Annotated in this window: 14 protein-coding genes; 6 read left to right on the top strand and 8 right to left on the bottom strand. The window is 56.4% G+C overall.

From position 1 onward, the window contains the following. Window positions 1-176 precede the first annotated feature (176 nt). Window positions 177-524, bottom strand: coding sequence for a helix-turn-helix domain-containing protein (locus tag M2418_RS17345; protein WP_192490007.1), 348 nt, complete (start codon window positions 522-524; stop codon window positions 177-179). A gap of 156 nt (window positions 525-680) precedes the next feature. Between M2418_RS17345 and M2418_RS17340 the strand changes: the two genes are divergently transcribed. Continuing rightward, complete coding sequence (locus tag M2418_RS17340; protein WP_250983754.1) at window positions 681-1,415, top strand: SDR family NAD(P)-dependent oxidoreductase; 735 nt, start codon at window positions 681-683, stop codon at window positions 1,413-1,415. Window positions 1,416-1,590: 175 nt separating this feature from the next. On the opposite strand, the gene speB is transcribed toward M2418_RS17340, so the two are convergent. From speB to M2418_RS17310, 6 genes are all read right to left on the bottom strand, one after another. After that, on the bottom strand, window positions 1,591-2,544 hold the full coding sequence (gene speB, locus M2418_RS17335) for an agmatinase (protein ID WP_250983753.1): 954 nt from the start codon (window positions 2,542-2,544) through the stop codon (window positions 1,591-1,593). Window positions 2,545-2,614: 70 nt separating this feature from the next. Beyond that, complete coding sequence (locus tag M2418_RS17330; RefSeq protein ID WP_250983752.1) at window positions 2,615-3,535, bottom strand: polysaccharide deacetylase; 921 nt, start codon at window positions 3,533-3,535, stop codon at window positions 2,615-2,617. Beyond that, window positions 3,532-4,470, bottom strand: a complete 939-nt coding sequence (locus M2418_RS17325; RefSeq protein ID WP_250983751.1) for an ABC transporter permease — start codon at window positions 4,468-4,470, stop codon at window positions 3,532-3,534. Before M2418_RS17325 ends, M2418_RS17330 begins: the two co-directional genes overlap by 4 nt. Continuing rightward, window positions 4,470-5,564: an ABC transporter permease gene (locus tag M2418_RS17320; RefSeq protein WP_250983750.1), complete on the bottom strand. Its 1,095-nt coding sequence runs from the start codon at window positions 5,562-5,564 to the stop codon at window positions 4,470-4,472. Before M2418_RS17320 ends, M2418_RS17325 begins: the two co-directional genes overlap by 1 nt. After that, window positions 5,561-7,090, bottom strand: coding sequence for an ABC transporter ATP-binding protein (locus M2418_RS17315; protein WP_250983749.1), 1,530 nt, complete (start codon window positions 7,088-7,090; stop codon window positions 5,561-5,563). Before M2418_RS17315 ends, M2418_RS17320 begins: the two co-directional genes overlap by 4 nt. Window positions 7,091-7,153: 63 nt before the next feature. Further along, window positions 7,154-8,110: a BMP family protein gene (locus M2418_RS17310; RefSeq protein WP_259148099.1), complete on the bottom strand. Its 957-nt coding sequence runs from the start codon at window positions 8,108-8,110 to the stop codon at window positions 7,154-7,156. A gap of 178 nt (window positions 8,111-8,288) precedes the next feature. On the opposite strand from M2418_RS17310, the gene M2418_RS17305 reads away from it, so the two are divergent. From M2418_RS17305 to M2418_RS17300, 3 genes are all read left to right on the top strand, one after another. Beyond that, the gene (locus tag M2418_RS17305) at window positions 8,289-8,870 is read left to right on the top strand and encodes a TetR/AcrR family transcriptional regulator (protein ID WP_250983747.1); all 582 of its coding nucleotides are present in this window, start codon (window positions 8,289-8,291) and stop codon (window positions 8,868-8,870) included. A 60-nt stretch (window positions 8,871-8,930) separates the two neighbouring features. Continuing rightward, window positions 8,931-9,185 carry a diguanylate cyclase gene (locus M2418_RS25810; protein ID WP_405049449.1) on the top strand — a complete coding sequence of 85 codons (255 nt, stop codon included), beginning with the start codon at window positions 8,931-8,933 and terminating at the stop codon, window positions 9,183-9,185. Window positions 9,186-9,453: 268 nt separating this feature from the next. Further along, window positions 9,454-10,893 carry an HD-GYP domain-containing protein gene (locus tag M2418_RS17300; protein WP_259148097.1) on the top strand — a complete coding sequence of 480 codons (1,440 nt, stop codon included), beginning with the start codon at window positions 9,454-9,456 and terminating at the stop codon, window positions 10,891-10,893. A gap of 47 nt (window positions 10,894-10,940) precedes the next feature. Here the strand turns inward: M2418_RS17300 and M2418_RS17295 are convergent, their stop codons facing one another. Next, window positions 10,941-11,831: a LysR substrate-binding domain-containing protein gene (locus M2418_RS17295; protein WP_259148095.1), complete on the bottom strand. Its 891-nt coding sequence runs from the start codon at window positions 11,829-11,831 to the stop codon at window positions 10,941-10,943. A gap of 117 nt (window positions 11,832-11,948) precedes the next feature. Here M2418_RS17295 and M2418_RS17290 point away from each other — a divergent pair, with 117 nt between their 5' ends. Both M2418_RS17290 and M2418_RS17285 read left to right on the top strand, forming a co-directional pair. Continuing rightward, the gene (locus M2418_RS17290) at window positions 11,949-12,428 is read left to right on the top strand and encodes a RidA family protein (protein ID WP_259148093.1); all 480 of its coding nucleotides are present in this window, start codon (window positions 11,949-11,951) and stop codon (window positions 12,426-12,428) included. Continuing rightward, a complete protein-coding gene (locus M2418_RS17285) occupies window positions 12,422-13,618 on the top strand; it encodes an aminotransferase class V-fold PLP-dependent enzyme (protein ID WP_259148091.1) in 1,197 nt (398 codons plus the stop codon). Before M2418_RS17290 ends, M2418_RS17285 begins: the two co-directional genes overlap by 7 nt.

Here is a 13,618-nt window from a genome sequence, read left to right as displayed (position 1 = left end):
GTTGTCCGCTATTGGCGCACAGTGGCCGAGGGCTCATAATTGTTGACTGCTCATCAATCGGCTTTGGGGCCGCGGGCTTATTTCTGTACCCGCTCGTGCAGGCAACCGTTGCGTTAAGTTAGGTGGCCAGACTTGGTGAGTTCAATATTGGCATGATACCGACAAGAGCTTCGGCTTTACCGCAAAGCACCGCGCTCAGCGAAGACGCGCGTAACCTCGGCCATGTTGTCTGTGCCCCAAGAGCAAAGCGGCACTAAGGCTTCGGCCAAGCTCCTGCCCAGTGGGGTCAGACTGTAGTCGACGCGCGGCGGGACCTCTTTGTAGTCAGTCCGCCTCACGAGACCGTCAGCCTCCAACTCCTTGAGCTGTTGGATTAGGACTTTGTCGCTTACGTCTCGCACTGCGCGCCGAAGCGCACCGTAGCGGGTCGGGCCACCCTGGGCGACGAAGTACAAGATCAACGGTTTCCACTTCCCCGATATGACACGCAAGGTTGCGTCAAGTCCGCAGGTAAAGCCGGCCAGTGTCGGGGTGCAGGTCTCCGAAGGTGGTTCGGCCGCCGTCGGTGATACGGATGGGTGTGATCGATTTGACATTTCTAGGTACTTACCAAAAGGTGCATACTTGTCAATGGGTGCGTAGGTCGCCAGCTTAGTGTGATTACAACAAAGGAGCGCGACATGGGCAGACTACAGGGTAAGACAGCAGTTATAACGGGTGGCGGAAGCGGTATAGGTTTTGGAGCCGCCAAGCGGTTTATTGAGGAGGGGGCATTCGTTTATATTTTTGGCCGTCGGCAACAAACGCTTGATGCCGCCGTTGCGCAACTTGGATCCTCAGCGCAGGCGGTCCAGGGCTCAGTGACCGATCTCTCCGACCTCGACCGTCTTTATGAAAAGGTAAAAAACGAGCGGGGCGGGCTCGACATACTCCTTGCTAACGCAGGAACCGGAGCGTTTGCGCCGCTCGGCGAGATTACGCCCGAGCACTATGACCAGATATTTGACCTCAATGTAAAGGGCACGGTCTTTACGGTACAAAAGGCACTGCCACTCATGACGGCGGGTGCCTCGATTATTTTGACGGGTTCAAGCACGGGTGTGATGGGGACACCGGCGTTCAGCATCTATAGTGCGACCAAAGCCGCGGTTCGAAACCTAGCGCGCAGTTGGGCGCTAGACCTGCGAGGTACCGGCATCCGTGTCAATGTGATGTCACCTGGCCCGATCACCACAGAGTTGGCACTGGAAGTTCTCGGTGACGAAGGGATGAACGCAATCGGAGCGACGACGGTGCTTGGTCGTATGGGCGAGCCATCTGAGACAGGCGGTGTTGCAGCGTTTCTGGCATCTTCAGATTCCAGTTTCATGACGGGCGGCGAAGTCTTCGTTGATGGCGGCTTAGCGCAGGTCTGACACCAAGCCGCTGATGAATAGCGACACTGTTTCGTGAACTTGCCGCAGCGAATGAGCGCGTTCGGATAATCATGCCGTCTGCGCGGCTCGGAAAGAAATGCAAACTTTATATCTCCTCTACTGTGTCAATTGGCGAGCATCTTGGATGCTCGCCAATTGACGTCTGCGGACACCTTCATTTGCGATTATTCACGAAGATCCTGCCAATCGTGTTGAGCAGCAGCTGAGCCGCAAGAATGGCAGTGGAACCAGTGTGGTCATAATCCGGCGCGACTTCGACAAGATCGACGCCGACGATCGTACCGCGCTTCGCAAGCCCTGCGATCAATTCCAGCACTTCATAATAGATAAAGCCGCCATGGCTCGGTGTGCCGGTGCCCGGTGCGATTGATGGATCGAATCCATCGATATCAATGGTAAGGTAATAGCGTTTGCCGGCCGGAATGCGCTCCAGAACGGCGTCGACGCCGAGCTTGCGGATCTGCCGCACAGAAAGAATGTCCGAGCCCTTTGCGCGCGCATCGTCATAACCTTCCTTGGCAGTGGAAGAGACGTTGCGGATCCCGAGCTGCGTCATGCCAGTGACCCAAGGTTTTTCCGAGGCTCGGCGCAGCGGACTGCCATGGCCGAAGCGGACACCGTGGCGCTCATCAACGAAGTCCAGGTGCGCGTCGAACTGTACGACATGGATTGGCTCCTGCTCGCTGAAGGCGTTGATGCAGGGGATGTTGATCGAATGGTCGCCGCCGAGGACGACAGGCAGGGCGTTAGCCGCCAGAATTTTGCGCACGCCATATTCGATATTGGCATGGCTGCTTATCGTGTCGGTGTGGATGATATCGGCATCGCCGAGATCGACCATGCGAACGCCTTCCAGGTAGGTGACGTCGTCCTCGTGGTCATAGGCGCCGGCATGGCCGAAGGCAAACAACGTTGAGGCCTCCCGGATGCCACGCGGCCCGAAACGGGCGCCGGACCTCCATTGTGTGCCGAAATCGAAGGGCGCGCCGAGGATCGCGACATCGGCTTCGATCTGGTCCCAGTTTTCCACATAGGGGCTTTTGGCGAAGGTCGAGATGCCTACGAACGGCAGGTTCAGCCGTCCGGAATCATATCCGTGGGAGGCCATTACAGTTCCTTTCAAAATGGTTAGGGCACAGGGGCCGTAAATTTTCAGGCAATTGGTGGGAAGCGACCGCTTATGCGAACCGGGGTGCGCTGAGCTCTACCGGCCCGTCATATTGCGGCATCGGGATTTCCCTTGGCGTGTAGAGCCCTTTGGCGGTGACGTCGCGAACATGCGCGGCGATCTCTTCCATTGGCGCGAACCAGACATCGCCGCGGGCGACGACTTCTTCGAGATATTGGCTGACGACATGCCAGCGTGCCAGGCGGCCGGTGGCGAAGGGGTGGACGACAGGAATCCACAGACCGCCATAAAGATAGGCCGCCTCGAACTCCTCGCGAAAGATCTGGAAGCCGTGGCTCGGCGAGCGGATTGGCATCATATAATCAAGGTCCATCGACTGCACATATTGCGGCCAGTCGTCAACGCCCCAGTGCGTTGGTAGCTCGACGAAATCGCCGCCCGCGGCCTTGACCAGATAAGGCACGTCATCGGCCATCAGCGAACTGTCATATTGGAAACCGCGCTCAACCAGGAGACGCGCCGTCTGGTCGGAGAAATTGTATAGCGGCGCGCGAAAACCGCGCGGCGCCTTGCCGGTGACCCGTTCGATCACTTCACTCGATCGATCGAGCCAATAGGCCTGTTCCTCTGCGCTTTGCTTGACCGGATTTTCGTGCAGGAACCCGTGCTGGCCGATCTCGTGGCCACCGGCGAGAATGGTTTCGATTGCCTGCGGATAGCGCTCTATGCACCAAGCCGGGATGAAAAAGGTCTGCTTTAGGCTGAGCCGACGATAGGTCTCGACGATCCGTGGAATAGCGACGGTCGGTCCGTATTGCAGCATGGAAAGGGCTGAAGCGCGTTTGTAGCCGTCTTGCGGATGGTCGATGTGGATGAGGCTTTCGGCATCCATGTCGAAGGTGACACAGGCTGCGCATTTGGCGCCGTTCGGCCACGGAACGGGATTGGTGATCATGTCTATGCCTTTCATTTGCCGCTGCGCTCGAATTTTCTGCCAACGGCGGCTGGCGCGTGGACCTTGCCCGAGAACAGGACCAGGGCTGCGAGGGCCGCGATGAAGGGCAGGGTGGAGAACAGCTGATAGGGAATTTCGGGGCTGCCGAATTGCAGCCGCAGTTGGGTAGCGTCAGCCATGCCGAATGCGAGGCAGGCGATGGCTGCGCCGAGCGGATTCCACCGCCCGAGGATGACGGCGCCGAGCGCTATGAAGCCTTTGCCCGCGCTCATGTGCTCGGTGAAGACATGGACCTGCGAGAGAACGATATAGGCGCCGCCGAGCCCGCCCAGCATGCAGGAGCCGAGGACCGAGAGGAAGCGAAGCCGTTGCACGTCGACGCCGGCCGTATCGACCGCCATCGGCTGGTCGCCCGCAGCCCGCACAAGCAGTCCCCATGGCGTGCGGTAAAGCAGCATCCAGCCGAGCGGCACGATGACATAGGCGAGATAGGCAAGCGGCCCCTGGCTGAACAGGACGGGCCCCACGATTGGGATATCTGACAGAAGGGGAATCGGCATGACGGCGAAGCCGGGCAGCGGCGCGGTCGCGTTGTTGCCCATGATCTGGCGGGCGAGGTAGGCTGTCATGCCGCCGACCAGCAGATTGATTGCGATGCCGGCCACCAACTGGTTGATGCCGAGGCCGACCGCCAGCCCGCCTAGCAGAAGGCCGAGCAGGCTGGCGATGACCAGGGCCATAAGGAGGCCGCCCAGAGGGTCGCCGAACCACCACGTGCCGATTGCTGCGCCGAAGGCGCCGCCGAGGATGCAGCCTTCGATGGCGATGTTGAACACGCCACAGCGCTCCGACCAGACGACGCCGATCGCGGCAAAGATGAGCGGGATCGACAAGCGTAGGGAAGACGAGAGAAAATCGGTGAGGAACGCCGGATTCATAATGTAATCCATCACTTGGCCTCCTGCGATTGAACCGCAAGCGCAGCGTTGAGCCTCTGGCGTCTGGCAAACCAGGCGCGCCACTGGTCGGCCTTGAACGTAAAGGCCTGCGATGCGGCGACGCAAATGATGACAATGCCTATTACCGCGTCGACAACGGTGCTCTCCAGTCCTATTGCGCGCTGCATCATCAGTGCGCCACTCTTCAGGCCGCTAAGGAAGAAGGCGGCGATTACCGACATCAGCGGATTGAGCTGTGCCATGAAGGCGACGACGATGCCGTCAAAGCCGAAACCAGCAGAGAACAGGTGGTAGAGACGGTGTTTCAGCCCAAGAATTTCGAAGCTTCCAGCCAAGCCGCCGAGTGCGCCGGAAAGAAACATGGTCGAGATCACGGCGCGCCCAACGTCGACGCCCGCATAACGCGCCGCCTGCGGATTGCGGCCGACGAGATCGAGCGAGAAGCCGAGCGTCGAAGAACGGAGCAGAACCCATAACAAGATGGCAATCAGTAAACCGAGCACCACGCCGAAATGAGCATCCGTCATTGGCAGGATAATCGGCAGAAATAGGCCTTCCGGAATTTCCTCGGAATAGGGATAAGGCGCACCGTCCTGCATCATCGGCCCGCCTGCGAAATAGCTTACGAGATTGATGGCAACGAAATTAAGGAGCAGCGTGACGATCACCTCGTTAACGCCCCGCTTAGCCTTCAACACGCCCGCGATCATGCCCCATGCCCCGCCGGCGAGCGCACCGCTGAGAATGGCGAGGATGAGGTGTAATGTTGTAGGAAGCCCGGTGACGTAGAGCGCAACGATCGAGGAGAACAGACCGCCCATATAGATTTGCCCCTCAACACCCAGATTGAGAAGGCCGCCGCGTAACGAGAGGATGACGGCGAGGCCGGCGAGCAGGATCGGCGACATCTTTACAAGCGTGCCGGAAATTCCCCAATAATCGAGAAAAGCACCGTTGATCAGCGCGGAGTAGGCGGCAAGCGGATTGCCGCCGGAAAATAGCATCAGCAGTGCGCCAAGCGCGAAGGCTATACAGAGAGCCCAGACGGTGCGCAGGGCATAGAGCGTTGCGACGAGACGGATCATGGGGCCTCCGGTGTTTCACTGATACCAGCCATCAGGCTGCCGATACGCTCAACCGTCGCCTCGGCGCGCGGCAGCATGCCGGTAAATTGGCCACCGCAGATCACTGCGACACGATCGGCTACGGCGAGGATGTGCTCGAGTTCGGTCGAGATATAGAGGATGGCAACACCCTCGGCGCGTGCCTTGAGAATGGCGCGCTGGATAAGTTCGATGGCGCCTACATCGACGCCTTTGGTGGGCTGCATGACCACCATGACCGCGGGCCTGGCCTCGATCTCACGTGCAAAGATCAGCTTCTGTTGATTGCCGCCAGAGAGGAAGCGCACCGCTTGATTGAGACTGCGCAGCCGCACATCGTAGCGCTTCACCCAGTCGGCGGCGATGTCGCGCATGCGTGTTGGCTTGAGCCATCCCCTCAGCGAAAATGGTTGTCGCCGGAAATCGCGTAGTGCTGCGTTCTGCCAGACAGAGAGATCCAGAACGAGGCCCGTATGCTGCCGGTCCTCCGGAATGGACGAAATCTTTGCGTCGTGGCGACGCTGGTCGATGGTCATGGGCAGAATGTCTGCTCCGTTAAGTGTTAGTGTGCCGCCTTCAGGGCGCAGTATACCTGTCAGAACCTCGGCCAGTTCGGATTGGCCATTGCCATCGACGCCGGCAATCCCGAATATTTCGCCGGCCCTAAGCTCAAAGGAGACAGCCTTGAGTGCCAGGACGCCATGGCTATTGCGTGCCGCGAGTCCGCGGGCTTCGAGGACGACAGGGCCGGGATCCGGGCGCTCGACGTCGTAAGATGAAAGCGCGACATCGCGCCCTACCATCATTCTCGCCATGTCGGACTTTTCGAGACCAGCGACATCCTGTTCGGCGACGACACGGCCCGATCGCATCACAGTGATGCGATCCGCGACGGCGGCCACTTCCTCTAGCTTGTGGGTGATGAGGACAACAGTCTTTCCCTCTTCACGCAGGCGCCTAAGTCCCCGCAGCAGGCCATCGACTTCCTGTGGCGCAAGAATGCTTGTCGGCTCGTCGAAGATAATAATTCGCGCCTCGCGATAGAGCGCCTTCAGGATTTCGACTCGTTGGCGCATGCCCATGGGCAACGTCCAGACCGGTGCGTGGAGATTGACGTCGAAACCATAGCGACGCGACAGCGCGTCAATCTTTGAGGAATGCTCGTCAAGTGACAGACGCATACCCTGGCCCGGAAGTCCCAGAATAATGTTCTCAACCACGGACAGTGTATCCACCAGCATGAAATGTTGATGGATCATGCCGATGCCGTGGTCGAGCGCTGCACGTGGCGATGGGATACTGACCGTCTGACCGAAGACCTCCACCTCGCCTTCATCGGGCTGGTAAAGACCGTAGAGGATGTTCATCAGTGTCGTCTTGCCGGCACCGTTCTCGCCGAGGATCGAGTGGATAGTGCCTGCGGCCACCGTCATTTCGATCGCGTCGAGCGCGCGGAATTCACCGAACAGTTTTCCGACTCCGTGAAGGCGAAGGGCAGGAACCACCATGCGACCAACCTTTCTCTGGCAACCGAGGCCGCCGGCAGAAGGCAATTCTGCCGGCAATCGGGCTTACTTTAAGGAGATTTCGCCGGAAGCAAGCTTCGGAAGCAGTGCATCCACTTCGGCAGGCACGGACGCCGGAACCTTCGGCCCGTAAGTCCCGATGCGTGTCGCATTCTTATGGTCGAAGCTGAAAATATAGGGTTTAGGCTCAAGCTTGCCGGACCTCGCCAGCCTGATGACTTCGCCAAGCGCGCCGCGCATGTCAAAGACCGCTGACTGAATGACCGTATCCGGCCAGTCCTTGATCGCATCATAATAGATGCCGATCGCCATCTTGTCCTTTTCCTTGGCACCCTGTAGGCTACCGACGACCGCATTGTCCATGGACGGGAAGATCACGTCGGCGCCTTGGCCGATCAGATTGAGCGCCGCTTCCTTGCCCTTGGCGACGTCGTCCCAATCATTGGTCCACGCGGTCATGACCGCTCCGTCGGGGCGGGCGGCCTTGAAGCCTTTCTCAAAGCCTTCGCCAAGTTCGACATAGAATTTCAGCTTCTGCGCGCCGATATATCCAGCCTTGCCGGTCTGTGATGTTTTTCCGGCGACATACCCCATTGCATAACCCATGGACGGGAAGTCATAGCTGACTACGGAAACGTTCTTGCCGGCCTCGACACCATTGACGACGAGAAATTTGGTGTCCGGGAAACGGCTTGCAACGCGGTCGACAGCATCCTGAAATTCCCCTCCGTGACCGATGACGAGATTGTAGCCACGGCGCGCGTAGTCGGCCAGCGCTTGCGGTTGGTCAGGTTGCGCCGTCTTTTCGCTATAGGCGAACTCGATGCCAAGCGTGTCGGCAGCTTCCTTGACGCCTTCATAGCCTGACTGATTGAAGGAATTGTCGGTGATAACGCCAGGAAGCACGATCGCGACCTTGAAATCATCAGCGGATGCAGGCGTGATAAGGCCACCGAACACTAGCGCGGTGCCGATTAATCCATTGCGCAATGACTTAATCATGCAGATAGTTCCCTTTGGTTATATTTATAAAAATTTTTATGACATAAAATATTTTTGTCAATTAAATATTTAGCTCAATTATTAATCGAACCAGACGAAAAAACGGATAAAAAACAGGCAGATAATGACTGAAACGGGACTTAGAGAACGCAAAAAGGCAAAGCGGCGCGAACTTATAATGGATATTGCACGCCGTAAGTTGCGAGACGAACCCTACGGTGACGTCACAGTTGAATCGATTGCCTATGAAGCAGGCATTTCAGGCGTGACTGTTTACAATTATTTTGGTCATAAAGCTGGTCTGTTGCTGGCACTTGTCGAGGAAAGCGACCGTAGCCTTACCCGACGACTGATTGAGGAGCAGGCGGTGCTGGCGCATGATGCACCCGATTTCGTGGGTTACTGTGCCGACTTCGCGCAACGTCTTCGTCTTCACGCTACCGGCAACCTTCCCAAGCCGGTCTGGCGCGAAATTCTGGCTGCGTCGATCCAGAGCGGAAGTGAAGAATTCGGGCGCAGCTACCGGGCTCTCGACGTCGCGTTGACGGATTTCCTCGCTCATTGGGCGCGTATCTGTATAAAAGCAGGCACTTTGTCGGCTGCGATCGATCCCGACGCGCTAGCGGACACGATCTTTCAGCTTCAAAACGCACGGTTTCAACAGTTCATGAGCGATGACGGAATTTCGGACCTCGAGATTGATAGGCTAACGCGTAGAGACTTTGCTCAACTTAGCCAGTTATTCGCTGTCGGCGGCTAGCATTGGCCGGATGTCGCGAATAGACCTGATTTCTAATTCTATAGTCAGTCAGGCGCGTTTATAGGTGACCATTGCCTTAAAAGCGTCGCAACAACAATTTCCGCATCCATTAGACGCCCGGCTGACAGCTGCGCCCGTTATGGTGGCGAAGAGTTCGCTGTCGTTCTCCCGAACACGAACGAGGAAGGTGCGTTTTTACTTGCAGAAACGATGAAGCGGGCGGTCGCAGACCTCAACATTTCGCATAAAAACAGTAGCTTCGGGCACGTAACGATCAGTATTGGGGTCGCAACAGACATTGCCAACATTGATTAGTTGAGCTTGTTCAAACTGGCAGACGAAGCGCTTTATCGAGCAAAAGCCAGTGGCCGCAACGCTGTAGTTGCTTCCTCCCACGGTGGAGAGCAAAAAATAGAAGCTTAGCCATGTCAGGTTGTTTCATACTCAATACTTAAAATTAGCGCGTTTGTTAGCTCGGTCTAATTAATTGATTTCGATGGCTTTTCTGCCGTTTTAGTGTCTTCGATCAATGATTTTGAAACGCTCTCGCAAATATTGTGGTCGTTCAAACGAGGGCCACTCCATGACCGGCATAAAGATCCGCCTGGCTGAAATCATCGAAGCGTTGAGCAAGGCGCTCGATATGACAGAAGGGCAGCCGGAAGGACATTGCATTCGGTGCTGTTACATTGGAACGGAAATCGGGCGGGAAATTGGACTTGAGGACAGCGATCTCCACGACCTGTATTATACTCTTCTGTTGAAAGACCTTGGGTGCAGCAGTAATGCTGCCCGCATTTGCGAACTCTACCTTGCTGACGATCTGAGCTTCAAACACGATTTCAAGCTGGTCGATGGAAGTCTCGGCCAGGTGCTGCGTTTCGTGATTGGCCACACCGGGATGAAGTCAGGTTTGGCCGAGCGCTTTCGTGGAATTCTGAACATTCTTCAAAACGGCGGCACTATATCCACCGAGCTCATTCAGACGCGATGCCAACGAGGAGCAGACATTGCCCGTCAGATGAGGTTTTCTGAAAAGGTGGCAGACGGTATTCTTGCCCTTGATGAGCACTGGAATGGTGGCGGAAAACCAAACGGCGCTGCAGGTCTGACAATCCCATTATTTGCCCGTATTGCGCTCTTATCACAAGTCATCGACGTGTTTCAGGAATCCGGCGGCCCCAACAGTGCGTTGAGGGAGATAAGGAAGCGTAGGGGAGAGTGGTTCGACCCCGAATTGGTAGATGCTTTCACCCGGCTGTCATCACGCTCAAATTTCTGGAAGACTTTAGCCTCGCCTGATCTTGAGGCCCTGGTGCTTGCGTCGGAGCCCGGACAGCAGGCCGTCATGGCTGACGATGATTATCTGGACGATATCGCCGCCGGTTTTGCGAAAGTCATTGATGCAAAAAGCCCCTACACGTCAGGCCATAGCGATCGTGTTGCGCTCTACACAGATTTGATTTCTGAAGAAATGGGTATCGGTTTTGAGGATCGTCGGCTTCTGAAACGAGCTGCTCTTCTTCACGATATAGGCAAACTTGGCGTGAGCAACAACGTGCTGGACAAGCCGGGGAAGCTTGACGATCAAGAGTGGCTGCAAATGAAGCGCCATGCGGAATTCTCCGAGCGGATTCTTTCCGCAATCGGAGCGTTTTCAGAGGCAGCGTTAATTGGCGGCGCTCATCATGAACGGTTGGACGGTAAAGGCTACCCGCGGGGTTTAACCGCGCAAGAAATTCCAATGGAAGTCCGAATTGTTTCCACTGCTGACGTGTTTGACGCACTTACCGCCGATCGTCCATATCGATCTGCAATGCCGATAGACAAAGCCATAGGTATCCTGCGAGAAGGAGCGGGAACATCGCACGATCCTATTTGCATCGAGGCATTGGAACGGGCCCTTGACAGAGCAAAACTGGGCACGTTTATGAGGCCAGCACTACAGCAATTAGAGGCTCGTTACGCATTGCCGTCTCATCAGCGCAGTAGTCAACTTTCGGCTACGTCCGCCCGGGCCTGATTCAGGAGAAGGAAATGTTACGGTCAACGCGTTACGCCTGACCCAAGCTAAAATTGCAGTTCGGCTTTGAGCCATTCCACGAATGCCTCGATAGCGGCGGCTTTTTTTGAGTTTAGATCACATACCGCCCAATAGGCTGCCTTCTCTGAGCTGAAACTGACTGGAAACGGCTTAATCAGCCGCCCCTTTCGCAGATGTTCCTTGATGAGCAGGTTTCGGCCCATGGCTATACCCTGTCCATCAAGTGCTGCCTGCAGGACGATATTGTAATCGGTTAGGCGTATGTGTCTGGCTTTGTCGAGGCAGAGGTTCGCGCTGTCGCTCCACAATTGCCATTCGAGCCCGCTTTTCGCCTGCAATATGGGGTGAGGTAGCAGATCATCGGTAGACTGGAAGCGGGATCCGTCTCCGTAAAGAACCGGGCTCATCACAGGTGAAAGCTCCTCATTCGCGAGATGAATGCCTCCCTGCTTATCCGCACTAAAGTCACCGAAACGGATTGCGACGTCTGCTTCCCCGCGATTTATGTCGACCACACGCAGCGTTGGGTCCAGATCCAGCTCTATATTCGGATGTTGCGTTTCAAACCGCTCAAGGCGACTGATCAGCCAGTTTGCAGCAAAAGATGGTAAGAGGCTGACGCGCAGATATGTCTGGCTTGAGCGTGCGCGCAACTGCGCAGTCCCTGTCGCCAGCAGGGACAATGCTTGATCCACGGTGGCCAGAAACATCACACCCTCGTCAGTCAACTCGATGCTTTTGCTTTTGCGTTGGAAAAGCTGCGTGCCCAATGCGGTTTCAAGCTGCTTGATATGGTGACTGACGGCGCTTTGAGTAATCAGCAACTCCTCACCAGCCAGCCGAAAACTTAAACGGTGGGCTACGGCCTGAAATACCCTGAGAGCGGGCAGTGGAGGAAGTAGGGGGGAGCTGCGCAAATCTGGTCTGCCTCACGAGTGTTGTGCGTGACATTAACAATTTCGATCGCAGGCTGCAAAGCTTTGAATTGGTCGATGGCACCGATTTCTTCCATGAATTAAAAAAAGGAGAAACACATGTCGATATCCATCAGCGAAAAGCTCAAGACTCTCGGAATTGAACTGCCTGCTCCAACTGCGCCTGTCGCAAGCTACGTCTCTGTGACAAAAGCGAACAATCTCCTGTTCATTTCAGGTCAGATCAGCAAGGCTCCCAACAGTGAGGTTCTCGCGGGAACACTTGGTAGGGATTGTGCGGATGAGCAGGGCACCGAGGCCGCCCGCATTGCGGCCATCAATGTTCTCGCTCAGATCGTAGCCCATACGGATGGCCTGGTTTCATCCGTGCGCCGTGTCCTCAAGCTCGGCGTCTATATCGCTGCAACACATGAGTTCAAGGATCACTCCCAGATCGCAAATGGCGCTTCAGACCTGATGGTTGCTGTCTTCGGTGATGCTGGCAAACACGCAAGGGCCGCACTCGGAATGAGTTCGCTGCCCGCCAGAGCTGCTGTCGAGATCGATGCGATTGTTGAGTTGGAGGAAAGCGGGTGCTGACAGACGCCAGGGTCAGGAGCTTACGAGCTGACACCCCAGGCTGCGCCGAGCTCATCCATTTCAACCATGCTGGCGCATCGCTTTCACCAAGGGCTGTCGCGGAGGCGGTGACACGACACTTGGCACTTGAATCATCACGTGGTCCGATGGAGGCTGCAGCCGTTGTCGCAGATCTGCTTTCAACCATACGTCACAATGCGGCAAACCTGATCGGTGCAGAGCCCGAAGATATCGCATTCGGATCGTCGGGGTCCTCCGTGTGGGGCATGGTTTTTGCGGCACTGCCACCGCTGCGCAAGGATGACCGCATTCTTGTCGGTCGCCACGAATGGGGTGGAAATGTCGCTACGATGCAGCGCGCGGCAAGCAGAAGCGGCGCCCGCATTGAGGTCATTCCCTGCCGCGAGGACGGAAGTGTCGATCCGGCTGCGCTGGCCGCCATGATTGATGATACCGTTAGGTTGATTTCATTGACCTGGCTTCCCGCGAATGGTGGCCTGATCAACGATGCCGAGGCCGTTGGAAAGATAGCCAACGCCGCTGGCATTCCCTATCTGGTGGACGCCGGGCAGGCATTGGGTCAAATCCCGATTGATGTAGCAAAGATCGGTTGCGACATGCTCAAAAGTGCCGGACGGAAACATTTGCGGGGACCGCGCGGAACCGCGCTCTTGTATATTCGGCCCGAATTTCTCCACAAACTTGATCCGCTTTTTGTGGATGTAAGTTCAGCTCCTCTTGTGAATGGTACGCCATTCCTGCGGTCAGATGCGCGTCAGTTCGAAATGTCGGAGACATCAATCGCATTGCTTATGGGTTTGGGAGAGGCAATTTCCCTTGCTTCGGAGCTGGGTGTGGCGGCAATTCGGGACCGCATCGGCGCGGTTTCCGCAAGCCTTCGGGACAGATTGCGTCATGTGCCCGGTGTCGAAGTGCGTGATCTCGGATCGACATATTCGGGACTGGTTTCATTCACGGTAGATGGCATCCTGGCCTCAAACGTCAAAATTAGCTTGGCCGAAAAAGGCATCAACATCGGTGCAAACGGGGTGTCATACACGCCTTACGATATGACAGCTCGCGGTTTGCAGGAAGTGGCCCGCGCTTCGGTCAGCTACCTCAACACCGAAGATGAGATCGTCCAACTTGTTGAAGCGGTTGAAGCAATCGCCCGGATGGCCAAACGATAG

It is taken from the genome of Rhizobium sp. BIGb0125 (assembly GCF_024810055.1).
Lineage (GTDB): Bacteria > Pseudomonadota > Alphaproteobacteria > Rhizobiales > Rhizobiaceae > Agrobacterium.
The sequence above is the reverse complement of the archived record's forward strand: the minus strand, read 5'-3'. Positions and strand labels throughout refer to the sequence as shown.